Origin of the sequence: Leifsonia sp. 21MFCrub1.1 (assembly GCF_900107895.1) — a bacterium.
In the GTDB taxonomy this organism is placed as follows: domain Bacteria; phylum Actinomycetota; class Actinomycetes; order Actinomycetales; family Microbacteriaceae; genus Leifsonia; species Leifsonia soli.
Genome location: NZ_LT629867.1, coordinates 520,638 through 543,502, shown reverse-complemented (window position 1 = coordinate 543,502; position 22,865 = coordinate 520,638). Strand labels below are relative to the sequence as shown.

The 22,865-nt window shown below is 71.5% G+C and carries 23 protein-coding genes; 16 read left to right on the top strand and 7 right to left on the bottom strand.

The window, feature by feature from the left end:
• Positions 1-6 precede the first annotated feature (6 nt).
• Genes BLW09_RS02445 through BLW09_RS02430 form a run of 4 tightly spaced genes read right to left on the bottom strand, consistent with a single transcriptional unit; the run spans position 7 to position 4,707 of the window.
• Positions 7-903: an ABC transporter permease gene (locus BLW09_RS02445; RefSeq protein ID WP_089908000.1), complete on the bottom strand. Its 897-nt coding sequence runs from the start codon at positions 901-903 to the stop codon at positions 7-9.
• Entirely contained in the window at positions 900-1,862 is a 963-nt protein-coding gene (locus BLW09_RS02440) for an ABC transporter permease (RefSeq protein ID WP_018192260.1), read from the bottom strand. The genes BLW09_RS02445 and BLW09_RS02440 overlap by 4 nt, the downstream gene beginning before the upstream one ends.
• A 20-nt stretch (positions 1,863-1,882) precedes the next feature.
• The gene (locus tag BLW09_RS02435) at positions 1,883-3,499 is read right to left on the bottom strand and encodes an ABC transporter substrate-binding protein (RefSeq protein WP_089907997.1); all 1,617 of its coding nucleotides are present in this window, start codon (positions 3,497-3,499) and stop codon (positions 1,883-1,885) included.
• Complete coding sequence (locus BLW09_RS02430; RefSeq protein WP_089907995.1) at positions 3,499-4,707, bottom strand: dipeptidase; 1,209 nt, start codon at positions 4,705-4,707, stop codon at positions 3,499-3,501. The genes BLW09_RS02435 and BLW09_RS02430 overlap by 1 nt, the downstream gene beginning before the upstream one ends.
• 164 nt (positions 4,708-4,871) lie before the next feature.
• On the opposite strand from BLW09_RS02430, the gene BLW09_RS02425 reads away from it, so the two are divergent.
• The 6 genes from BLW09_RS02425 to BLW09_RS02400 all read left to right on the top strand — a co-directional run bounded on the left by BLW09_RS02425 (position 4,872) and on the right by BLW09_RS02400 (position 10,913).
• Positions 4,872-5,879 carry an ABC transporter ATP-binding protein gene (locus BLW09_RS02425; protein ID WP_089907992.1) on the top strand — a complete coding sequence of 336 codons (1,008 nt, stop codon included), beginning with the start codon at positions 4,872-4,874 and terminating at the stop codon, positions 5,877-5,879.
• Positions 5,863-6,930: an ABC transporter ATP-binding protein gene (locus BLW09_RS02420; RefSeq protein WP_089907989.1), complete on the top strand. Its 1,068-nt coding sequence runs from the start codon at positions 5,863-5,865 to the stop codon at positions 6,928-6,930. The genes BLW09_RS02425 and BLW09_RS02420 overlap by 17 nt, the downstream gene beginning before the upstream one ends.
• A gap of 199 nt (positions 6,931-7,129) precedes the next feature.
• The gene (locus BLW09_RS02415; protein WP_089907986.1) at positions 7,130-8,110 is read left to right on the top strand and encodes a Gfo/Idh/MocA family protein; all 981 of its coding nucleotides are present in this window, start codon (positions 7,130-7,132) and stop codon (positions 8,108-8,110) included.
• 120 nt (positions 8,111-8,230) lie between these two features.
• The gene (locus tag BLW09_RS02410) at positions 8,231-8,977 is read left to right on the top strand and encodes a 3-hydroxybutyrate dehydrogenase (RefSeq protein WP_089907983.1); all 747 of its coding nucleotides are present in this window, start codon (positions 8,231-8,233) and stop codon (positions 8,975-8,977) included.
• Positions 8,974-9,864 carry an alpha/beta hydrolase gene (locus BLW09_RS02405; RefSeq protein WP_231947008.1) on the top strand — a complete coding sequence of 297 codons (891 nt, stop codon included), beginning with the start codon at positions 8,974-8,976 and terminating at the stop codon, positions 9,862-9,864. Before BLW09_RS02410 ends, BLW09_RS02405 begins: the two co-directional genes overlap by 4 nt.
• On the top strand, positions 9,861-10,913 hold the full coding sequence (locus BLW09_RS02400; RefSeq protein WP_089907977.1) for an alpha/beta hydrolase: 1,053 nt from the start codon (positions 9,861-9,863) through the stop codon (positions 10,911-10,913). Before BLW09_RS02405 ends, BLW09_RS02400 begins: the two co-directional genes overlap by 4 nt.
• 115 nt (positions 10,914-11,028) lie before the next feature.
• Here the strand turns inward: BLW09_RS02400 and BLW09_RS02395 are convergent, their stop codons facing one another.
• Positions 11,029-11,637, bottom strand: coding sequence for a TetR/AcrR family transcriptional regulator (locus tag BLW09_RS02395; RefSeq protein WP_089907974.1), 609 nt, complete (start codon positions 11,635-11,637; stop codon positions 11,029-11,031).
• A 78-nt stretch (positions 11,638-11,715) separates the two neighbouring features.
• On the opposite strand from BLW09_RS02395, the gene BLW09_RS02390 reads away from it, so the two are divergent.
• From BLW09_RS02390 to gap, 7 genes are all read left to right on the top strand, one after another.
• Positions 11,716-12,750, top strand: a complete 1,035-nt coding sequence (locus BLW09_RS02390) for an agmatine deiminase family protein (RefSeq protein WP_089907970.1) — start codon at positions 11,716-11,718, stop codon at positions 12,748-12,750.
• On the top strand, positions 12,747-14,462 hold the full coding sequence (locus BLW09_RS02385) for an amidase (protein ID WP_089907967.1): 1,716 nt from the start codon (positions 12,747-12,749) through the stop codon (positions 14,460-14,462). The genes BLW09_RS02390 and BLW09_RS02385 overlap by 4 nt, the downstream gene beginning before the upstream one ends.
• A 219-nt stretch (positions 14,463-14,681) precedes the next feature.
• Positions 14,682-15,302, top strand: coding sequence for a M15 family metallopeptidase (locus BLW09_RS02380; protein ID WP_089907964.1), 621 nt, complete (start codon positions 14,682-14,684; stop codon positions 15,300-15,302).
• 84 nt (positions 15,303-15,386) lie between these two features.
• Positions 15,387-16,820 carry an argininosuccinate synthase gene (argG, locus tag BLW09_RS02375; protein ID WP_089907962.1) on the top strand — a complete coding sequence of 478 codons (1,434 nt, stop codon included), beginning with the start codon at positions 15,387-15,389 and terminating at the stop codon, positions 16,818-16,820.
• A gap of 45 nt (positions 16,821-16,865) precedes the next feature.
• Positions 16,866-17,297 (top strand): MarR family winged helix-turn-helix transcriptional regulator, encoded by a 432-nt coding sequence (locus tag BLW09_RS02370; RefSeq protein ID WP_089907959.1) that lies wholly within the window; start codon positions 16,866-16,868, stop codon positions 17,295-17,297.
• Positions 17,294-18,238: a GlxA family transcriptional regulator gene (locus BLW09_RS02365; protein WP_089907955.1), complete on the top strand. Its 945-nt coding sequence runs from the start codon at positions 17,294-17,296 to the stop codon at positions 18,236-18,238. The genes BLW09_RS02370 and BLW09_RS02365 overlap by 4 nt, the downstream gene beginning before the upstream one ends.
• A 145-nt stretch (positions 18,239-18,383) precedes the next feature.
• Complete coding sequence (gene gap, locus BLW09_RS02360) at positions 18,384-19,382, top strand: type I glyceraldehyde-3-phosphate dehydrogenase (protein ID WP_089907953.1); 999 nt, start codon at positions 18,384-18,386, stop codon at positions 19,380-19,382.
• 21 nt (positions 19,383-19,403) lie between these two features.
• Here the strand turns inward: gap and BLW09_RS02355 are convergent, their stop codons facing one another.
• The gene (locus BLW09_RS02355; RefSeq protein ID WP_231947007.1) at positions 19,404-20,378 is read right to left on the bottom strand and encodes a diacylglycerol/lipid kinase family protein; all 975 of its coding nucleotides are present in this window, start codon (positions 20,376-20,378) and stop codon (positions 19,404-19,406) included.
• Positions 20,379-20,426: 48 nt separating this feature from the next.
• The gene (locus tag BLW09_RS02350) at positions 20,427-21,746 is read right to left on the bottom strand and encodes a serine/threonine-protein kinase (RefSeq protein ID WP_089907947.1); all 1,320 of its coding nucleotides are present in this window, start codon (positions 21,744-21,746) and stop codon (positions 20,427-20,429) included.
• Positions 21,747-21,843: 97 nt separating this feature from the next.
• Between BLW09_RS02350 and BLW09_RS02345 the strand changes: the two genes are divergently transcribed.
• The 3 genes from BLW09_RS02345 (at position 21,844) to BLW09_RS02340 (ending at position 22,840) form a co-directional block, all read left to right on the top strand.
• Positions 21,844-22,335, top strand: coding sequence for a MarR family winged helix-turn-helix transcriptional regulator (locus BLW09_RS02345; RefSeq protein ID WP_089907945.1), 492 nt, complete (start codon positions 21,844-21,846; stop codon positions 22,333-22,335).
• Between the two features lie 69 nt (positions 22,336-22,404).
• A complete protein-coding gene (locus BLW09_RS19030; RefSeq protein WP_167552371.1) occupies positions 22,405-22,569 on the top strand; it encodes a hypothetical protein in 165 nt (54 codons plus the stop codon).
• A 16-nt stretch (positions 22,570-22,585) separates the two neighbouring features.
• Entirely contained in the window at positions 22,586-22,840 is a 255-nt protein-coding gene (locus BLW09_RS02340) for a DUF6458 family protein (protein ID WP_089907943.1), read from the top strand.
• Positions 22,841-22,865: the final 25 nt, after the last annotated feature.

Genomic DNA, 22,865 nt, shown 5'->3' with positions numbered 1-22,865 from the left:
TTCCGGTCAGCGGCGTCGCGACTTGGGGTTGCGCGCGTCGTTGTAGGCGATCGACAGCAGGGTCGCCGAGAGCACGAGCAGCAGGATCGCGATGGACGGGAACAGGGTCAGCCACCACGCGCTCGACATCGCGCCGGACTGCTGCGCCTCGTAGAGGATGCGTCCCCACGACCAGACGTTGGGATCGCCGAGCCCGAGGAACGCGAGCCCCGCCGCCGAGAGCACGGCGCGCGATGCGGTGACGACGACCGAGACGACGATGACGGGGGTGACCGCCGGGACCACGTGCCGCACGATGATCCAGAGCGGGGACGAGGTCATCAGCCGGGCGGCGTCGACGTACGGCAGGCGCACGACGGTCAGCGCCTGCGACCGCACGAGGCGGGTGACCTCCGGCCAGGAGAAGGCGGCGACGACGAGGATGATCGTGGTGGTGCTCGGGCCGACCAGCGCGGCGATCAGGATCATCAGCGGGAGGACGGGGAGCGAGAGCGTCAGGTCGACGACGACGCTGATGAAGCCGTCCAGCCGCCGGAAGTAGGCGCCCGCGACCGCGACGATCGTCCCGACGACGATGGCGATGGCGGACGCGGCCACCGCGACCAGGATGCTCTGCTGCGACCCCCAGACCACCTCGCCGAACACATCCCGGCCGAGGCTGTCGGTTCCGAACCAGTGGGCGCCGCTCGGCGGCGCGAGCACGGGGTCGCCGTAGCTCGGCGGATAGGGCGCGATGAGCGGTGCCGCGATCGCGACGATGGTGAGCACGATGAGCACGCCGAGCGCGAGCATCCCGAGCGGCTCGCGGCGGAACGCCCGCCAGGTCTGCGCGGCCGCACGGCCGTTCTCCAGCGCGACCGGCTCGATGCCGACCGCGGCCTCGGTGACTGCTGCCTGGGTCATGCCTTCTTCACTCTCGGGTCGAGGAATCCGTAGACGGTGTCGGTGATCATGTTCGCCACGACGACGGTGATGGCGAGCATCAGGAACGCGCCCTGCAGCACCGGGAAGTCGAGCTGCGTGACCGCCTCGTAGATCCCGCGGCCGATGCCCGGGTAGGCGAACACGGTCTCGGTGAGCACGGCGCCGCCGACCAGGAACCCGAGCTGGAGCCCGATCAGCGTCGTGGTGGGGAGCAGGGCGTTCCGCAGGGCGTGCTTCCAGAGCACGCGGCGGTACGGCAGCCCGTTGGCGCGGGCGAGGGTCGTGTAGTCCTCCCCCAGCGCGTCGATCAGGGTGGAGCGCATGGTCAGCACGTAGGAGCCGAGCTGCACCAGCATGAGCGAGACGGCGGGCAGGATGAGGTGGCTGGCGACCGAGCCGTACCAGGCCATCCCGTAGGCGTCCTGGTCGTAGGCACCGCCGATCGGCAGCCAGTGCAGCATCAGCCCGAACACGAACAGCAGCAGCACGCCGATGCTCGGCACGAAGATGGACTGGCCGGTCACCCCGACGATCTGCACGACCTTGTCGAGGAAGCGGCCGCGGTGGGAGGCCGCCAGCACCCCGAGCGGGATGCCGACGGCCACCGTGAGCACCAGTGCGGTGCCGGTGAGCAGCAGCGTCCACGGGAGTCGCTGCATCAGCACGTCGAGCACAGGAATCGACTGCGTGAACGAGACCCCCAGGTTTCCCTGGACGAGCTGCCACAGATAGATGCCGTACTGCACGATCAGGGGTTGATCGAGCCCGTACTGCTGGAGCAGGGCCGCCCGCGTGTCCTCGGTCATGTTCGGGCTGGCGACCGCCAGCGCCGGGTCTCCGGGCAGCAGACGCAGCAGGAGGAACGTCACGGTCACGGCGAACCAGATCGTGAGCACACCCCTCCCGAGCCTCGGGAGCAGGAACAGGAACCGGGACACGCGGGTCGGCCTCGCTTTCGTTACTTGCCGGTCGGGTGCGCGCTGGCGACCGAGACCGGGTTGACGATGGACAGCAGCTCGCTGGGCTTCGAGACGAACCCGGTCCACTTGGAGCTGGACGCGAAGTACAGGTTCTGCGTGTACATGATGTTGTCGTACACGTTGTCCCGCACGATCTTCGCGGCCTCCCGCATCAGCTTCACCTTCTCCTTCTTGTCGGTGGTCGCGGTGCCCTGGGCGATCAGATCGTTGAGCTTCGCGTCGTCGACGTAGGTGTAGTTGATGGCGCCTCCGGGGAGGTAGGCGAGCGTCATGTTCGTCACCGGGTCGTCCATGATGGCGAAGTTGCCGGCGTAGATGTCGAAGTCGCCCTTGTTGGTCATCGCCAGGTAGGTGTTCCGCTCGGTGCCCTGAAGCTCGATCGGGATGCCCGCCTTCGCCGCGCTGTCCTTGACGAGGGTCGCCCACTGGGAGGTGACGCTGTCCTGGAGGGAGTAGATCAGCCGGAACTTCACCGGGAACATCCCGTCGGAGCCTGCGGTGTAGCCCGCCTTCTCCATCAGCGAGCGCGCCTCGTCGGTGTCGAAGGAGTACTCCTTGATCGACTTGTCGTAGTAGTCCTTCAGCACCGGCATCAGCGGGCTCGACCCGGTCGAGACGGCCTGACCTTGCAGCACGACCTTGCGGATCGCGTCGTAGTCGACCGCGTGGGCGAGCGCCTGACGCACCTCGAGCTTCGCGAGCGCCGGGTTCTTCATGTTGTAGGTCATGTGGGCGTAGCCCAGTCCGACCGCCTCGGTGACCGTGATGCCGCTCGTCGACTTGAGCTTCGCGACCTGCGCCGGGGGCAGCGCGTTGGCGATCGCATCCACCTCGCCGCTCTGCAGCGCCAGGATCTCGGTGTTGACGTCCGGGAAGACCCGGTAGACGACCTTGGCGGAGAGCGGCGTTCCGCCCTCGACCAGGGGGTAGTCGTCGACGCGGTCGAGCGTGTAGCTCTGCCCCACCTGGACGGCCGACAGCTTGTACGGACCGGCGCTGACCCAGCCGCCGTCCTTGCCGTCGTTCGGGAAGGTGGCGACCGAGTCGGCCTTCTCGAAGACGTGCTTCGGGACGATGTTGCCCCAGAAGCCGATCTCGTCGACGATCGAGGAGTCCGGCTTGGTCAGGGTGAACTCGACCCGCGTCTTCGAGACGGCCTTCGCCGTGTCGAGGTTCGCGAGCTGGCCGTAGAAGGTGCCGGAGGGCTTGTCCTTCTTCACCGCGTTCATCGTCCACGCGACGTCCTCGGCGGTCAGCGGCTGGCCGTCGCTCCACTTCATGTCGTCGCGGATCTCGTAGTACCCGGTGGTGTCGTTGACGTAACCCCACTTGGTGGCGAGCTGAGGCTTCTTCGAGCCGTCGTTCGCGATCTCCAGCAGGTGCGGGTACATCAGGTTGGTGATCCAGTAGTCGCTCCGGCTGTTGCCGACGAGCGGGTTGTAGTTGACGACGTCGGTCGTCGTGGCGATCGTGAGCGTCGCCGAGCCGGCCGTAGCGGTGCTCGCCGCGGGCGGTGCGCTCGGCGCGCACGCGCTGAGCGTCAGGGCTGCGACGGCGAGAGTGGCCGCCGCGACCGCGATCTTCCGTGGGCGCATCAGACCCACACCTCCTTCAGGACCCGAAGAGTGTTGCCACCCACGACGGCGCGGATCTCGTCGTCGGAGTAGTCGTGCTTCACCAGCCAGCCGATGATGTTGTAGAACTCCTCGGCCGGGTTCTCGATCCCGTCGACGTACTCGACCTTCTCGTACTCGACGTGGCCGTGCGCCTGCCCGAGGGACAGGTTGGACGAGAAGGCGTCGTGCAGTCCGACGTGGTCGCCGAACAGGGTGTCCGGTCCGAAGCTGACGTGCTCCAGGCCGACGAGGTCGACGCAGTACTGGAAGTGGTCCATCACCGACTCCAGGGAGTGGCGCGGGTGCTCCGGCGACAGCGTCGTGTGCGGGGCCGCCTCGATGCCGATGACGCCGCCGCGCTTCGCGCACTCGACGATCGTCTCGTCGGTCTTCATGCGGTTGGTCGGCCAGACGCTGCGGGCGCCCGCGTGGGTGATGAAGACGGGCTTCGTGGAGGCCTTGATGGCATCCACCGCCGTCCGGTCGCCCGAGTGGGAGACGTCGATCGCGATGCCGAGCTTGTTCATCCGCTCGACCGCGCGCTCGCCGAAGTACGTGAGCCCGCCGTCGCCGCGCTCCTTGAGGCCGGAGCCGAGGGTGTTCGCCTCCGAGTAGGCGATGCCCATCTGGCGGACGCCGAAGCCGTACAGCACGTCGAGCCGGTCGACCTCGTTCTCGATCATGGTCGACGCCTCGAGCGCGAAGATGTGGGCGATCCGCCCGGTCTCGGCGGCGTACTCGATGTCCTTGATCGTCTCGCCCTTGATGACGAAGTCCTGGTGGGCCAGGTCGGCCATGCGGACGCCGAGGTCGAAGAGCACGTCCTGGTACTTCCAGCCGGCATCGCTCGAGATGCAGCAGGTGCCGTCCATCCCGTTGTCGAACACGGCGGTGAGGCCGGAGCGCGAGAGGCCCTGGTAGCCGGTTGGTTCGCGGCCCTGGCGGATGTGGTCGCGGAGCTGCGTCATGTCTTCGGGGAAGACCTGCACGTGGTCGTGCAGCGAGATGACCGTCGACTCGGCGAGGAGGCGCGTGGTGCGCTCCTTCTGCGCGTCGCTGAGGTCGAGGCCGGCGTACTCGGGCACCCGGTTGATCTGCTTGGCGTAGCGGAACTCGCGGTAGTCCTTGCCGGCCTCCAGGTAGTCGTAGGCCGTATAGCCGGTGTAGCGCGGGGAGGGGTCGAGCACGCTGTCTCCTTCGTCCTGGTGAGGGTTGGCCGCTGCGCAATCAGGCGCAACAGCAGCCAATCTCGCGGATATCCGGCAGCTGTGTCAACATTGATTTGAAAATTCGGCACGGATGTTTCCTGATTGAAACATTCCGGAAACGACTCACATGCGAGGATGTCGACGTGGACACATCGAACGCGCACAGCACCGACGTGCTGCAGGTACGCAATCTCTCCGTGGCCTTCACCGGCGGCGGCCCCGACATCCCCGCGGTCCGCGAGGTCGACCTCCGCGTCGGCCGGGGCGAGTTCGTCGCGCTCCTGGGCGAGTCCGGCTCCGGCAAGTCCGTCACGGCGCGGGCGATCATGGGGCTGGGCGAGGAGAACACCCGCGTCACGGCCGACGTGCTGCGGCTCGGGGACGTCGACCTGCTGTCCATCGGCGAGGAGGCGCGCAGGCGGCTCCGCGGCGAGCGCATCTCGCTCGTCCTGCAGGACGCCCTGTCGGCGCTCAACCCGGTGATGACGATCGGCGACCAGATCGGCGAGCTCTTCCGCGTGCACCGCGGCGCCGGCCGCAAGGAGGCGCGCGCCCGCGCAGCGGAACTCCTCGCGCTCGTCGGGATCCCCGCCCCGGAACGCCGGGTCAACGACTACCCGCACCAGTTCTCCGGCGGCATGCGCCAGCGCATCCTGATCGCCATGGCCATCGCCCTGGAGCCGGAGCTGCTCATCGCGGACGAGCCGACGACCGCGCTGGACGTGACGGTGCAGGCGCAGATCCTCGACCTGCTGGGATCGCTGCGCGACCGGCTCGGGATGGGCGTGCTCCTGATCACGCACGACCTGGGCGTCGTGATGGAGGTCGCCGACCGGGTGGCCGTGATGTACGCCGGGCGGATCGTGGAGTCCGGCGACGCCGACACCGTTTTCGCGCGCCCCGCGCACCCGTACACGGAGGCGCTGCTGCGGTCGGTTCCGCAGGCGGCGCAGCGCGGGTCGGATCTGCTCACCATCCCGGGATCCCCGCCCAGCCCGGCGCGCGTCCCCTCCGGCTGCTCGTTCCATCCCCGCTGCCATCTCGCCGTCGAGGCCTGCCGCAGCATCCGTCCCCCGCTCGAAGAGGTCGCCCCCGGTCGGCGAGCGGCCTGCATCCGATCCGAGGAGCTCATCGGTGAACTCGTCCGCTGACACCCGTTCCGTCATCGACCCGCTCGCCGAGCGCGGGGACGCCCCGGACGCCGAGGTCGTCCTCAGCGCGCAGGGCCTGGTGCGCCGCTTCGCGACAGGGTCGGCTCTGCGGCCCGCGACCGTCTCGGCGGTCGACGGCATCTCGCTCGACCTCCACGCCGGCGAGATCCTCGGCATCGTCGGGGAGTCGGGATGCGGCAAGTCGACGCTCGCGCGCATGCTCGTCGGGCTTGAGCGCCCCGACGGCGGCACCCTCTCGTACCGGGGCACCGACGTGAGCCGCGGACGTCGGCGCGACCGCAAGCGCCTCCGCGAGGGGGTTCAGATGATCTTCCAGGACCCGTACGCCTCCCTCGACCCGCGCATGACGGTGCTCGACATCGTCACGGAGCCGATCGCCGCGGCACACGCGATGAACCGCTCCGCTCGGCGCGCACGGGCCGTGGAGCTGCTGGAGCTGGTCGGGCTCGGCGAGGACATGCTCACCCGGTTCCCGCACCAGTTCTCCGGCGGCCAGCGCCAGCGCATCGGCATCGCGCGCGCCCTGGCGCTCGACCCGGACGTGCTGGTCTGCGACGAACCGGTGTCCGCGCTGGATGTGTCGGTGCAGGCGCAGGTGATCAACCTGCTGGGCGACATCCGCCGCCGGCTCGGAGTGTCGATCGTGTTCATCGCGCACGACCTGTCCGTCGTCCGTCACATCGCCGACCGCGTCGCCGTGATGTACCTCGGCCGCATCGCCGAACTCGGCGAGACCGACGTGCTCTACGAGAGCCCGTCGCACCCGTACACGCAGGCCCTGCTGTCGGCAACGCCGACCGCCACCCGCGAGGGCCGCGGCCGGCTGGCGCAGCGCCGCATCCTCGCCGGCGAGCCGCCGTCGCCGGTGGACCCGCCCTCCGGCTGCCGGTTCAACCCGCGCTGCTGGATGGCGACCGACGAGTGCCGGACGGCGGTCCCCCCGCTGCGCCCGCTGGACGGCCCGGGCATCCCGCTGCGCGAGGTGGCCTGCCACCACGCCGAGGAGGCGGTCGGCATCCCGGTCGCGTGACGCCGCACCATCTCGCACCGCCCCGTCCCCCCCTCCCGCGCCCCCTTCCCTAACCAGCGAGAAGCGGAGGTCCCTAAGCCCATCGCGGCCAGAAACTCCTCCGTTTCTGGCCTCCCAGCGGCGGGTCGCGCCGTTTCTCCTCCCTTCCTGCCGACCGCAGCGGCCGACCGACCGACCGACCCGTCGGTACGATGACCGCATGACGACCTCCTCCCCCGCGTGGGGCATCCTCGGAACCGGCGGCATCGCGGCCGCCATGACCCGCGACCTGCAGCTGGACGGCCACACCGTCGCCGCGGTCGGCTCCCGAACCCCGGAGGCGGCCGCACAGTTCGCCGCCGCGCACGCCGTCCCGCGCTCCCACGGCAGCTACGAAGACCTGGTCGCCGACCCCGACGTCGACGTCGTCTACATCGCGACGCCGCATCCCCAGCACGCCCCCAACGCCCTGCTCGCGCTGGCGGCCGGCAAGCACGTGCTCGTCGAGAAGCCGTTCACGATGAACCAGGCCGAGGCGCAGCGGATCGCGGACGCCGCGCACGCGGGCGGCCTCGTCGCGCTCGAGGCGATGTGGACGCGGTGGCTGCCCCACATGGAGCGCCTTCAGGAGATCATCAGCGACGGCACCCTCGGCGAGCTGCGCTCGGTGGTCGCCCACCACTCCCAGCTCACCAACCCCGACCCGGCCGGGCGGATGCTGAACCCGGCGCTCGGCGGCGGCGCGCTGCTCGACCTCGGCATCTACCCGGTGTCGTTCGCCTGGGATGTGCTGGGGGCGCCGACCCAGGTGCTCGCCCTCTCCACGCCGACCGCGACCGGCGTCGACCGGCAGACCTCCATCCTGCTCGGCTACGAGAGCGGGGCGCAGGCCGCGCTGACCACCGAGCTGGACGCGGCGGGCGACAACAGCGCAACCATCGTCGGGACGGACGCCCGCGTCGAACTCGCCGCGACCTTCTTCGCCTCCACCTCCTTCCGGGTCGTCGACGCGAAGGGCCACGTCATCGAGACGTACGAGTCGCGCATCGACGGACGCGGGATGCAGTACCAGGCGCGCGCGATCGAACGGCTGATCGCGGCGGGCGGCGGAGAGGATGTGCGCCTGCCGCTCTCGCAGTCGGTCGCGATCATGGGCACGCTCGACACCATCCGGGAGCGCATCGGCCTCGTCTACGGCTGAGGCGCGGCCGAGCCGACCGCCGCTCTTCCCCGTTCCCGACGCGCAGCGTTAGAGTGCGCGTGGAGCGCACGGCGATCCGCGGCCCGCGGGCCGCTGGCCCGGCGGGAAGGAGCGTCGACGATGACCGATCTCACGGGGAGGCGCGCGCTGGTCACCGGCGGCGCCAGCGGCATCGGGCTGGCCTGCGCCGAGGCGTTCGCCGCCGCCGGCGCCCGGGTGACGATCGCCGACCTGAACGGCGACGCGGCGCGCGCGGTCGCGGAGCGGCTCGGCGGCGACGCGTGGGAGGTCGACCTGTCGAAGACCGGCGAGCTGGCCGGGGCGGCGGTGGATGTCGACATCCTCGTGAACAACGCCGGCATCCAGCACGTCCGCCCGATCCCCGAGTTCGAGCCGGAGACGTTCGCCCTGATGCTGCGCATCATGGTGGAGGCGCCGTTCCTCCTCATCCGTGCGGCGCTGCCCGGGATGTACGAACGGGGTTTCGGCCGGATCGTCAACATCTCCAGCGTGCACGGACTGCGGGCGTCCGAGTTCAAGTCGGCGTACGTCACGGCCAAGCACGCCCTGGAGGGGCTCTCGAAGACGAGCGCGCTCGAAGGCGGGGCGCACGGCGTCACCTCCAACTGCATCAACCCCGGTTACGTCCGCACCCCGCTCGTGGAGAAGCAGATCTCCGACCAGGCGCGCCTCCACGGCATCCCGGAGGACGAGGTGGTCGAGAAGGTGATGCTGACGGAGGCGTCGATCAAGCGCCTGGTGGAACCGGCCGAGGTGGCCGGCCTGGCGCTGTGGCTCGCGGGAGACGACGCGGGGATGGTGACCGGCGCGAGCTACACGATGGACGGCGGGTGGAGCGCGCGGTGAGCACACGGGCGGGCTACGCGCCGTTCACGGTCCCGGTGGCCGGCGGCGACCTCGCCGGCGGTGTGTGGCACCCGGACGCCGAGGGGATGCCGATCCTCGCCGTCCACGGGATCACCGCCAGCCACCGTGCCTGGCTGCTGACCGCCGACCGCCTGCCGCACCGGCGCCTGATCGCGCCCGATCTGCGCGGGCGCGGGCGCAGCTCCGGCCTCCCCGGACCGTTCGGGCTCGTCCAGCACGCCGACGACCTGGCCCGGGTGCTGGATGCGCTCTCTCTCGACCGCGTCGTCGTCGCCGGCCACTCCATGGGCGCCTTCGTCGCTGTCCGCTTCGCCGAACGCCACCCGGACCGGGTCGAGCGGCTGGTGCTGATCGACGGCGGCCTGCCTCTCCCGCCTCCGGAGGGTGTCGCGCCCGAGGACGTGCCCGCCGTGGTGCTGGGCCCCGCGATCGAGCGCCTGCGGATGCGGTTCGCGTCGCCGGAGGAGTACGAGGCGTTCTGGCGGCGGCATCCGGCGATCGGTCCGTGGTGGAATCCCGCGATCGCCGACTACGTCGCCTACGACCTCGTCGGGGACGCCCCGGAGCTCCGGTCGAGCGCCGACGCCGAGGCCGTCTCCGTGAACGCGCTCGAACTCGACGGGTCCGCCGGCTACGCCGAGGCGCTCGCCTCCCTCCTGCTTCCGATCGACCTCGTGCGCGCGCCCCGCGGCCTGCTGGACGGACCGTCCCTCTACGACCCCGCCGTCGTCGCCGAGTGGCACGAGCGTCTGCCCGGGATGCGCATCCACGAGGCCGACGACGTGAACCACTACACGATCCTGATGACCGATGCCGGACTTCGGCAGGTCCTCCCCGTGCTCGACCCGAAGGAGACACCCCGATGAGTGGAACGCTGCTGCCCGGCATCGACGCCCGCGCCGTCCGCACCTCCCGCTACACCGCCAACGTCCTGGAACGCCCGGCCGCGGGCGACCCGCTCCGCACCGTGCTGTTCGTGCACGGCAACGTCTCGTCGTCGCTGTTCTGGCAGCCGCTCATGCTGTCGCTGCCGGAGGGCGTGCGCACGCTCGCGGTCGATCTCCGCGGGTTCGGCGACAGCGAGACCCTCCCGGTGGATGCGACCCGCGGCGTCCGCGACTTCTCCGACGATGTCGCGGCCGTCGCCGACCAGCTCGGCCTCGGCGCCGTGCACGTGGTCGGCTGGAGCCTCGGCGGCGGCGTGGTCATGCAGCTGCTGCTCGACCGGCCGGACCTCGTCGCGAGCCTGACCCTGGTCTCCCCCGTCTCGCCGTACGGCTTCGGCGGGACGGCCGCCGACGGCAGCCTGCTGAACGCGGATGCATCGGGCACGGGCGGCGGCGGGGCCAACCCGGACTTCGTGGCGCGTCTCGCCGCGGGCGACACCGGCGAGGAGGCGCCCACATCCCCGCGCGCCGTGTACCGCTCCTCGTACGTCGCGCCCGGCTTCGTCTCCGAGTACGAGGACCTCTGGGTGGAGTCGATGCTCTCCACGGCGACCGGGCCCGACAACTACCCGGGGGATTCGACGCCGTCCGAGCACTGGCCGGGGTTCGCGCCGGGCACCCGCGGCATCCTGAACACGCTGGCCCCGACGTACTTCGACACCTCGGGCATCGTGGATGCGCCGGCCAAGCCGCCCATCCTGTGGATCCACGGCGCGGCCGACGCGATCGTCGGCGACGCGTCGTTCTTCGACCTCAACCAGCTGGGCGCCGCAGGCATCATCCCGGGATGGCCGGGCGACCAGGTCGCGCCGCCGCAGCCGATGCTCGCGCAGACGCGGGCCGTGCTCGACCGCTACGCCGCGGCCGGGGGCACCACGCGCGAGGTCGTGTTCGAGGACTGCGGGCACTCCGCCCACATCGAGAAACCGGACGAGTTCCGCGCCGAGCTGCTGGCCTGGATCGGCTGACGCCCCCGTCCCTTCCCCAACCACTCGGCCCGAGTTCCGACATCATGTCACCACTCGGGGCGGATTCAGGCAACGAGTCACGACTCGGCGGCGCAGGGGATTCGGCGGAGCGGATTCAGGCGGCGAGCGTGCCGCGCCGGAGGCCGAGGAGGCCCTCGACGGCGTGCGCCAGGACGGGCCCGCGATCGCCGCCCGCGCCCCAGCGCACCAGGGCCTGCGCGTTGAGGCCGTCGATCATCCCGAGCAGCTGCCACGCGGCCTGCGCCGGGTCGTCCGCGTGGAAGACGCCGGCGGCGACCCCGCGCTCGACGACGTCGAGGAGGAGCGCCTGCCACGCGTCCATCTGGTCGCGCACCGCCGCGGCGAGCGCCTCGTTGCGCCGGCCGAGCGCCCACGCCTCGACCCACACGAGCGTGACGTCGTCGCGCGTGCCGTCCAGCAGCGTGCGCAGCAGCGCAGCGAGCCGGGCCGTCGGGTCGTCCTCGCGGCCGAGGAGGGCGCGCACCTCATCCAGCTCGGCGGCGACGACCGCGGTGAAGGCGGATGCGACCAGCTCGTCCATCACCGGGTGGTAGTGCGCGACCAGGGCGGGAGCGACCCCGGCGCGGCCGGCGACGCCCCGCATGGTCACCGCGATGAGCCCGTCGGCGAGCGCGAGGTCGCGCGCGGCGGCCGAGAGCTCGGCGCGGCGCTCCGCGGGCGGGCGGCGGGGTGCTCTTGACATGGTCCGCCCAGTATAGGTACGGTCGCCTCAGATATTGATCATTCGATCAACAATCGTCGCCGACCGCGGAGGACACCGATGACCTGGCGCATGCCCGCAGAGACCGCACCGCACGAGCGCACCTGGATGGCCTTCCCCCGCACCGGCCTCACGCTCGGCGATGACGCCGCATCGGCCGAGGAGGCGTACGCCGCGTGGACGGCCGTCGCCCACGCCGTCGCGGAGTTCGAGCCGGTCACGATGGTCGTCGACCCGAGCGAGCGCGACCGCGCCCGCCGGATGCTCGGCAGCGACATCGAGCAGGTCGAAGCTCCCCTCGACGAGTTCTGGATGCGCGACTTCGGCCCCACCTTCGTCGTCGACGACGACCGCCCCGGCGTGCTCGGAGCCGTCGACTGGACGTTCAACGGCTGGGGCGACCCCGAGTGGGCGGAGTGGCACAAGTCGGCCGAGATCGCCCGGTTCGTCGCCGAGCGCACCGGCGCCGAGCTGATCAGCTCGCTCCTCGTCAACGAGGGCGGCGGCATCCACGTCGACGGCGAGGGCACTGTGCTGCTGACCGAGACGGTCCAGCTCGACCCGCGGCGCAACCGCTACGCCGACAAGGAGCGTGTTGAGGCCGAGCTCGCCCGCACGATCGGCGCGACGCGCGCGATCTGGCTGCCGCGCGGCCTCACCCGCGACTACGACGACTTCGGGACGAACGGCCACGTCGACATCGTCGCCACCATCCCCGCCCCCGGCCGGCTGCTGCTGCACACCCAGCGCGACCCGGAGCACCCCGACCACCCGGTCTCGCGCGAGCTGCACGCCCTGCTCTCCGGCACGACCGACGCCGCCGGCCGCAGCTGGGACATCATCGACCTGCCCGCCCCCGCCACCCTCCGCGACGAGGAAGGCTTCGTCGACTGGAGCTACGTCAACCACCTCGTCGTCAACGACGGCATCGTCGCCTGCGGCTTCGGCGAGGAGCGCGCGGACGCCGAGGCGACGGAGATCCTCGAGGCGGCGTACCCCGGCCACCGGGTGACGATGGTCGACTCGCGCCCGATCTTCGCGCGCGGCGGCGGGATCCACTGCATCACCCAGCAGCAGCCCGCGGTGAGCGCATGACGTTCGATGTCGTGGAGGCGCCCATCGCCGAACTGCGGCGGGCGCTCGAGGCCGGGGACACCACCAGCGAGGAGCTGGTCACGGCGTACCTCGCACGGATCGATGCGTACGACGCGGCCGGCCCGCGCCTCAACGCGGTCGTGGTCCGCAACCCGGACGCCATCGCGGAGGCCCGCGCCTCCGATCTGCGGCGCTCGCGCGGCGAGACGCTCGGACCGCTCGACGGCATCCCGTACACGGCGAAGGACAGCTACCTGGCACGCGGGCTCACGGCGGCGGCGGGCTCACCGGCCTTCGAGCACCTGATCGCCCAGCGGGACGCGTTCACGATCGAGCGCCTGCGCGCCGGGGGCGCCATCCTGCTCGGGCTCACCAACATGCCGCCGATGGCGAACGGCGGCATGCAGCGCGGCGTGTACGGCCGCGCGGAATCTCCGTACAACGCCGACTACCTCACCGCCGCGTTCGGGTCGGGGTCGTCGAACGGCTCCGGCACGGCCACGGCGGCGAGCTTCGCGGCGTTCGGCCTCGGCGAGGAGACCTGGTCGTCGGGCCGGGCCCCCGCATCCAACAACGCCCTGTGCGCATACACGCCGTCCCGTGGCGTCATCTCGGTGCGCGGCAACTGGCCACTGGTGCCGACGATGGATGTGGTGGTGCCGCACACGCGCACGATGGCCGACCTTCTTGAAGTGCTCGACGTGATCGTGGCCGACGACCCGGAGACCCGCGGCGACTTCTGGCGCGCGCAGCCGTGGGTTCCGATCCCGCGCGCGTCGGAGCTGCGGCCCGTGTCGTACCCCGCTCTCGCCGGAAGCGTCCCGCTGGCGGGGCGGCGGTTCGGGGTGCCCCGGATGTACATCAACGCCGACCCGGAGGCCGGCACCGGCGAGGGCGGACCGGGCGGCCGCGGCGGCATCGGCGGCGCGACGGGCCGGCCGATCGAGACCCGCGCATCCGTCATCGCGCTGTGGGAACGCGCCCGCCGCGACCTGGAGGCGGCCGGGGCGACGGTCGTCGAGGTCGACTTCCCGGCGGTGACGAACTACGAGGGCGACCGGGCCGGCGCGCCGTCCATTGCGACCCGCGGCCTGGTGACCCCCGCGTTCCTCCGGCGCGAGATCGTGGACCTCTCCGCGTGGGCGTGGGACGACTTCCTCGCCGCCAACGGCGATCCGGCCCTCCGCACCCTGGCCGACGTCGACGGCGCACGCATCTTCCCGCACCCCGACGGCGCTCTGCCCGATCGGTACGACGGGTTCGAGGACGACATCGCCGACTACCCCGCCTGGGTGCGGGCGCATCCCGGAACGGCGCTGTCCGGCATCCCGGAGCTCGCCGACGGCCTGCGCGGACTCGAGCAGACCCGGCGCGTCGACCTGGAGGAGTGGATGGACGGGCTCGGTCTCAACGCCGTCGTCTTCCCCGCCGTCGCGGATGTGGGGCCGGCCGACATGGACGTGAACCCGGCGTCCGCCGACCTCGGCTGGCGGAACGGCGTCTGGGTCGCGAACGGGAACCTCGTCCCGCGTCATCTCGGCATCCCCACCGTCACCGTGCCGATGGGGACGATGGACGACATCGGGATGCCCGTCGGCCTCACCTTCGCCGGCCGCGCGTACGACGATTCGGCGTTGCTCGCGCTGGCGTCCGCCTTCGAGCGCCTCGCGCCGCGCCGCACCGCTCCCCCGCGCACGCCCCGCCTCCCTTAGCCGGATACCCTCGCGCGAGCCACTGCGCGAAACCCCGCGCCAGCCCGAGCGTCCTCCACCGCGCACATTCGTCACGAATGGTCGCCATTCGCGCCGAATGGCGACCATTCGTGACGAATGCGGACGGGATCGGCGGGGGCGCGAGGTCGTCCGCTGGGGGGACCCGGATGCGCCCCGAGACGGACGCGAGCGACCGCCCGGCACTGCGAGCGTTGAGGCATGCACCCAACAAAGCGCCTCGTCGGCGTCGCCTCCGCCCTCCTCCTCGCCGTCGCCCTCGCCGGATGCTCGACGACCGGCTCCGGCGCTCTGGCGCAGACGGTGGGCGCTCCGGCGACCGTGCCCGGAGGCGGATCCGCGGGGAGCGGCGGGAGCGGCGGTCCGGGAGCCGTCGGCCTCACCGACGCCGACGGCTACATCCCCGACGGAACCTCCCTCCCCCTCGAGAGCGACCGCCCCGCCGTCGCCCATCTCGACCCGGACCTGCTGGCGGCGCTCCGTCATGCGCAGTCCGCGATGCGGCAGGAGGGCGCCGGCTCCGCCATCACCATCGCCGACGGCTGGCGCTCCGAGCGCTACCAGGAGCACCTGTTCGCCCAGGCGGTGAAGCAGTACGGCAGCGAGGAGGAGGCCGAGAAGTGGGTGAAGCGCGGCAGCGACTCCGCCCACGTCCGTGGCGAGGCGGTCGACATCGCCGACGCCGGGGCGATGGACTACCTCAACCGCTTCGGGGCCGAGTGGGGACTCTGCCAGGTCTACGCGAACGAGGCCTGGCACTTCGAGCTGCGCACGGCGCCCGGCGGAACCTGCCCAGCGCAATCCCTCGACGGCCGCGGCTGACCCCGCCCGCCTCACGATTTGCGCCACATCGCGGTTAGCAGCGGGCGGAAGGGGGCGAGGGAGGCGCGCAGTAAGCTGGATGCCGTGTCCAAGGTTCTGAGCAGTCTGCCCGTCGGTGAACGAGTCGGCATCGCGTTCTCGGGAGGGCTCGACACCTCCTGCGCGGTCGCCTGGATGCGCGAGAAGGGGGCCGTGCCCTGCACGTACACGGCCGACATCGGCCAGTACGACGAGCCCGACATCGACGCCGTCCCCGGCCGCGCGAAGGAGTACGGCGCCGAGATCGCCCGCCTGGTCGACGCCAAGCGCGCCCTGGTCGAGGAGGGCCTGATCGCGCTGCAGTGCGGCGCCTTCCACATCCGCTCTGCGGGCAAGACCTACTTCAACACCACCCCGCTCGGCCGTGCGGTCACCGGCGTCCTGCTGGTGCGCGCGATGATGGAGGACGGGGTCGAGATCTGGGGCGACGGCTCCACCTACAAGGGCAACGACATCGAGCGGTTCTACCGCTACGGCCTCATCGCCAACCCGCGCCTGCGCATCTACAAGCCGTGGCTCGACGCCGCGTTCGTCGAGGAGCTCGGCGGCCGCACCGAGATGAGCGAGTGGCTGGTCGCGCGCGGCTTCCCGTACCGCGACCCGAGCGAGAAGGCGTACTCGACCGACGCGAACATCTGGGGAGCCACCCACGAGGCGAAGCGTCTCGAGGAGCTGGATGCCGGCCTCGACATCGTCGACCCGATCATGGGCGTCGCCGCGTGGCGCGACGACGTCGAGGTCGTCCCCGAGACGGTGTCCGTCCGCTTCGAGGCCGGCCGCCCGGTCGCCATCAACGGCGTGGAGTTCGACGACCCGGTGGCCCTGGTGCTGGAGGCGAACGCGATCGGCGGCCGCCACGGCCTCGGCGCGTCCGACCAGATCGAGAACCGCATCATCGAGGCCAAGAGCCGCGGCATCTACGAGGCGCCGGGCATGGCTCTGCTGCACATCGTCTACGAGCGGCTGCTCAACGCCATCCACAACGAGGACACGGTCGCGAACTACCACAACGAGGGCCGCCGCCTCGGCCGCCTGATGTACGAGGGCCGCTGGCTCGACCCGCAGTCCCTCATGCTGCGCGAGTCGCTGCAGCGCTGGGTCGGCTCGGCGATCACCGGCGAGGTCACCGTGCGCCTCCGCCGCGGCGACGACTACACGATCCTCGACACCACCGGGCCCGCGCTCAGCTACCACCCGGAGAAGCTGTCGATGGAGCGCGTCGGCAACTCCGCCTTCGGCCCCGGCGACCGCATCGGCCAGCTGACCATGCGCAACCTCGACATCGCCGACTCCCGCTCGCGGCTCGAGCAGTACGCGGCGGCCGGGCTCATCGGCGGCCCGACCGGCGCGCTGGTCGGCGAGCTGCAGGAGGGCAGCGCCCGCGCGATCCTCGAGGGCGTCGAGCCGGTGGATGCGGAGCTCTCGCGCGAGATCGACCTCAGCTCCGAGGGCGCAGCGTTCGACTCCGGCACCGACTGAGCGGCGGGCGCCGCGGTGGGCGCCCGACATCCGTACGATGAGGGTATGGATGCCAACCCGGCGGAAGCGGAGGAGCACCGCCCCGAGAACTGGCCGCTCGGCCGGCTGCTCGGCGCTGCCTCCCGTGCCGTCGAGCGCGCCTGGGCGGATGCCCTCGAGCAGCGCGGCCTCACGCACGCCGGCCTGATCGTGCTGCACCTGCTCGAACTCGGCTTCGACTCGCAGTCGGACCTCGCGCGGATGGCGCACGTCGAGCCGCAGACGATGTCGCGCACCGTCGACCGTTTGGAGCGCGAGGGCCTCGTCACCCGCGCTCCCGACCCGGGCGACCGGCGCCGCCATGTCCTCGCCATCACCGACGCCGGACGCTCGGCGTTCGAGGGCGTGCGCGGGCTCGAGGACGAGGTGTTCCCGGCGGTCGACGACCCGGCTGCATTCCGGGCGGCCCTGTTGCAGATCGTCACCGCGCGGCCGTGAGCGCCAACCACGTCGTCGCGGTGCTCGTGCTGGAGGGCGCGAAGCCGCTCGACGTCGGCATCCCGGCGCAGGTGTTCTCGAACCGGCCGAGCATGCCGTACGAGGTGCGGGTGTGCGGACCGGCACCGGGGCTGATCGCCGGCGGCGACGGGCTCTCGTATCACGTGGCGGAGGGCCTGGAGGCGCTGGAGCAGGCCGATACCGTCTTCGTCCCCGGCTATCGCACCCCGGCGACGACCGACCCTCCGGCCGCGGTGGTGGATGCGCTGCTCGCCGCCCACGAGCGCGGTGCACGCCTGGCGGCGATCTCGACCGGCGCGTTCGCCCTGGCGGCGACCGGCCTGCTCGACGGAAAGCGGGCCACGACGCACTGGCACTACACGCACCGGCTGGCCACGCGCTATCCGCTGGTGCGGGTGGATGAGAACGTCCTGTTCGTGGACGAGGGCGACATCCTCACCTCGGCCGGGGCCGCCTCCGGCATCGACCTCTGCCTGCATCTCGTCCGGCGCGATCACGGCGTCGGACTCTCCAACCGCGTCGCGCGCCGTCTGGTCGCCGCGCCGTATCGCAGCGGCGGCCAGGCGCAGTTCGTTCCGCGGAGCGTGCCGGAGCCGCTCGGCGACCTGTTCGCGGAGACGCGGGAGTGGGCGCTGGCGCACCTGGCCGAGCCGCTGACGCTGGAGGCGCTGGCCCGGAACGCGCGGGTGTCCGCCCGCACGTTCTCGCGGCGGTTCGTCGAGGACACCGGCTATACGCCCATGCAGTGGGTCCTCCGCGCCCGCGTCGATCTGGCGCGTGAGCTGCTGGAGCGGTCGGATCTGGGGGTCGACCAGATCGCGGCGCAGGTCGGTCTGGGCACGGCCGCCAACCTCCGGCTGCACTTCCAGCGCATCCTGGGGACATCGCCGACCGAGTACCGGCGCACCTTCTCGGCCTGAGGCCGTGGCGCCTCTGCGGCGTGGCGCGATCCTTGCGCATGCTGGCCTTCCTTCTGGCGGGATGCTTGCGCACCATGTCGTGCCAGCCACTTTCGACCGGCGCGACGAGCCCGGAACATGGATGCGGTCCCACGAAAGGAACAGCATGACCCGCATCGCCATCAACGGTTTCGGCCGCATCGGCCGCAACACCCTCCGCGCCCTCCTGGAGCGCGACTCCGACCTCGAGGTCGTCGCCATCAACGACCTGACCGCTCCGGCCACCCTCGCGCATCTCCTGAAGTACGACAGCTCCCTCGGACGCCTGGGCCGCACCGTCGAGGTCGACGGAGACGCCCTCGTCGTCGACGGCCGCCGCATCCGCGTGCTGGCCGAGCGCGAGCCCGCCGATCTGCCGTGGGGCGAGCTCGGCGTGGATGTCGTCCTCGAGTCCACCGGCCGCTTCACCTCGGCCGACGCCGCCCGTGCGCACATCACCGCCGGTGCGAAGCGCGTGCTGGTGAGCGCGCCCTCCGACGGGGCGGACGTGACCCTGGCCTACGGCGTCAACACCGACGCCTTCGACCCCGCGCAGCACGTCATCGTCTCCAACGCCTCCTGCACGACGAACGCGCTCGCACCGCTGGCGGCCGTCCTGGACGACCTCGCCGGCATCGAGCACGGCTTCATGACCACCGTCCACGCGTACACGCAGGAGCAGAACCTGCAGGACGGCCCGCACCGCGACCTGCGCCGCGCCCGTGCCGCCGCGGTCAACATCGTCCCGACCACGACCGGCGCCGCCAAGGCGATCGGCCTGGTGCTCCCGCAGCTCGACGGAAAGCTGTCGGGCGACTCCATCCGCGTGCCGGTCCCGGTCGGCTCGATCGTCGAGCTGAACACGACCGTCGAGCGCGACGTCACGCGCGACGAGGTGCTCGCCGCCTACCGTGCAGCCGCCGACGGACCGCTGCGCGGCATCCTCGACTACGCGGACGAGCCGCTGGTCTCCAGCGACATCACCGGGCAGCCGGCGTCGTCGATCTTCGACGCGGCGCTCACCCGCGTCGACGGGCGGCACGTCAAGGTCGTCGCCTGGTACGACAACGAGTGGGGCTTCTCCAACCGCGTCGTCGACACCCTGGAGCTCCTGGCCCGTTCCTGATCCCGGTGACGGTGCCGCCGGTCACGTGCCGCGCGGCACCTTCACCGTCAGGCTGGACGGGTCGATCCAGGTGCGGAGAGCCGAGGCGCGCCCGAACAGGTCGCCGTCCAGCTCCACCTCCTCGGCGCGGCTCAGCCGCATCACGAACTCGCGGCCCTTCAGGTAGTTCATCGCACGCACCTCGCGGTCGGCGCCCATGAACCGGCGTCCCACCGTCGTCCGCCGGAGCACGCCGTTCTCCCAGAAGACCTTGACGACGATCTGGAGCCAGCCGATGAACCCCTCCGGCCGCAGGATGACGATGTCGAACTCGCCGTCGTCGACCGCGGCGTCCGGGAGCAGCAGGATGTTCGCGGGCAACGATCCGCAGTTGCCGATGAGGACGGTGTGGGCCCGGGCAGAATGCACACCGGCGCCGTCGAGCCGGTAGCGGATGCGCAGCTCGTTCTTGTCGCGCAGCACCTTCCCCATCGCCTTCACATAGGCGAGCCAGCCGTGGCGCGCCTTGAGGTCGTCGTCGGTGGCGGCGATCATGCGCGCGTCGATGCCGACGCCGGCCATGACGAGGTAGGAATGCCGGCGGATCGGCTCGTCTCCGTTGCGCAGCTCGGCCACACCCACGTCGATGGAGCGGTCGTCGCCGTCCAACGCCGAGTCGAGCGCGTTCTCGACGTCGTCGAGCGTGAGGTCGAGGTTGCGGGCCAGCAGGTTCCCCGTGCCGGAGGGCAGGAGCGCCAGCGGCACACCGGTGCCCTGCAGGGTCTCCGCGACCGTGCGCACCGTGCCGTCGCCCCCGGCGGCGATCACCACGTCGACGCCGCGTCCCAGTGCCTCGCGCGCCTGACCGGTGCCCGGGTCGTCCTCCGTCGTCTCGAGCCAGAGCGTCTCGGCCCAGCCCCAGCGCTTCTCAGCGGCGGCGAGCGCCTCGCGCAGGGCGGGCGCGTCCACCTTCACCGGGTTCACGACGATCGCGGCGGTCCTCGTTTGCTCGGGCATCCCCCGACAGTACCGGCGGATGGGGGGCGGGGGAAGCGGGTCGGAGGGTCAGCCTTTGCCCTTTCCGTTTCCGCTGTTCTTGCCCGGGCCGCCGCCGGGGGTGTCCTTGCCCGGTCCCTTGTCCTTGCCCGGTCCTTTGTCGTTGCCCGGGCCCGCGTCCTCGCTCGGCGACGGCGTCGCGACCGGCTCGGTCGTCGTGGCCGGCGCGACCGTCGTCGGCGGCGCGGTCACGCTGGGCGTCGGACGCGGTGTCGTGTCCGTCTCGGGCTGAGCCGCCGGCGCCATCATCGTGCCGAGCGCGAGCGCCGACGCGGTCACCAGCACGGCGGCCGCCGCCACGCCGCCGGCCAGCAGCCCGCGCCGTCGCGTGCGGGAGGGGGTCGGCGCGCCTGCGCCCCGGGTCGGGAGGATGCGCGTCGGCGCGAGTCCCGCGTCAGCATCGCCTGCGGACGATGCGGCCGCGGGGACGGCCGCAGCGGGCGCGGCCGCAACGGTCGCATCCCCACCGATCGCCGCCGCCACGGTGGGCTCGTCCGGCTGCCAGTCCGCCAGCTGCGGGCCCAGCTCGCGCGCCATCACCGCGACCTCCCAGGCGGTGGGGCGGATCGCCGGGTCTCTCGCGGTCATGGCGGCGAGGAACCCGCGCCAGTCCTCCGGGAGCGACGCCGGGATGCGCGGATCGCGCGCCGAGCGGGCTGCCACCGCCTCCACGGGTGTGCCCGGGAACTCGCGGACGCCGGTCAGCGCTTCGAGCACCACGAGGCCGAGCGAGTAGATGTCGGCGGCCGGTCCCGGCTCCCCGCCGAAGATCTGCTCGGGGCTGAGATACCCGGCGGTCCCGATGACGGTGCCGACCGTGGTGATGCGCTCCGCGCCGATCAGGTGCGCGATGCCGAAGTCGGCGAGCTTCACGACGGAACGACCGCCCGGGACGCTGGCGTCGGACAGCAGGATGTTGCCGGGCTTGAGGTCGCGGTGGACCATGCCGGCTTCGTGGACGACCACGAGCGCCTCCGCGATGCCCACCGCGATCTCGACCGCCTCCTCCGGGGCGAGCGGTCCGCGTTCCAGCCGGCTGCGAAGGTCCTCGCCGTCGACGAGCTCCATCACCAGGAAGCTGGGGGTCGTGTCGCCGTCCGCCGCCAGGTGCGCGTCGTGCAGCGCCACCAGGTGCGGGTGACTCAGCCGCGCGAGCATCGTCGCCTCGGTGCGCCTCCGCGCATCGTCGACGGCTGCGCCGGAGGTGAAGACCTTGACGGCGACCTCGCGACCCAGGCGCCGGTCGTGCGCGCGGAACACGGTCGCCATGCCACCGCGGCCGAGCCTGTCCTCCAGCTCGTACCGGTCGAGAAGTACTCGTTCGTCCACTGCGCGAGCATACGCGCCCGATCCGTGGCCGTGAATCCGCCGACAGTCGGGTCCACCCCCATTGCGCGGAAGCGCGTGAAAGGCATGACTGGAGAAGGTGAAGCACGAACCGGAAACGCCGCGGCCGGACACGGCCGTGCTCGAGGCGTTGCAGGTCTACCGTGCGGCCGAGGCGGCCATGCGCCGCCGTACGGGGGCGGCCATGGGGATCGGCGAGAACGACCTGCTCGCTCTCCGGCTCATCCTCGACAACACGTCCGCCGGCCGTCCGACCTTCGCCAAGGACCTCAGCGCGTACCTGGGCGTCTCGAGCGCATCCACCACCCTGCTCATCGACCGCCTGGTCCGCGGCGGCTTCGTGGAGCGACGGCCGAGCACGGTCGACAAACGCTCCGTCGAGCTCGTCCCGACGCTCGCCGCGCAGGGCGACACCGGCCCGCTGCTGGCGGCAGCGCAGGAGCAGCTCGCGGCCGCGACCGCCGAGCTCAGCCCGGACGAAGCCGAGACGGTCACCCGGTTCCTCACCAAGATGCGGCAGACCGTGGATCGGATCACCGCTGAGCGCGCCGCTAGGCCGAAACGAACCTGAAGTCAAGGGGATTGCTAGGCAAGTGAAGCAGTTGTTGTGTGGAGCGCGTCAAGGAAAGGACACTTCTCCATGAACATCCTGCTCATCATCATCGCCATCATCGCGATCATCCTGCTGCTCACCGGAGGGTTCGTGCAGTCGCTGAACTTCCTCCTGTGGGTGGGAATCATCCTGCTCGTGCTGGCCGTGATCGTCTGGCTGGTGCGACTGCTCACCGGGAGCCGACGGGTCTAGGCCCGGAGGAAGCCGGATGAGCCTCGGCGCTGGCATCTTCCTGGTCGTGGTGGGCGCGATCCTCGCGTTCGCGCTCAACCTCCAGGTCGCCTGGATCGATCTCCACCTGGTGGGCTACATCCTGATGGTTGCCGGCGTCATCGGCATCATCATCGGGATCGTGCTGATCACCCGGCGTCGCACCTCCGTCGCCACCACCCGCACGGCCGTCGATCCTGCGACGGGCGAGCGTGTGACGCGCCGGACGGGCGAGTCGGACGACATCGTCTGACACCCTCCCTTCTGGAAACGACGAA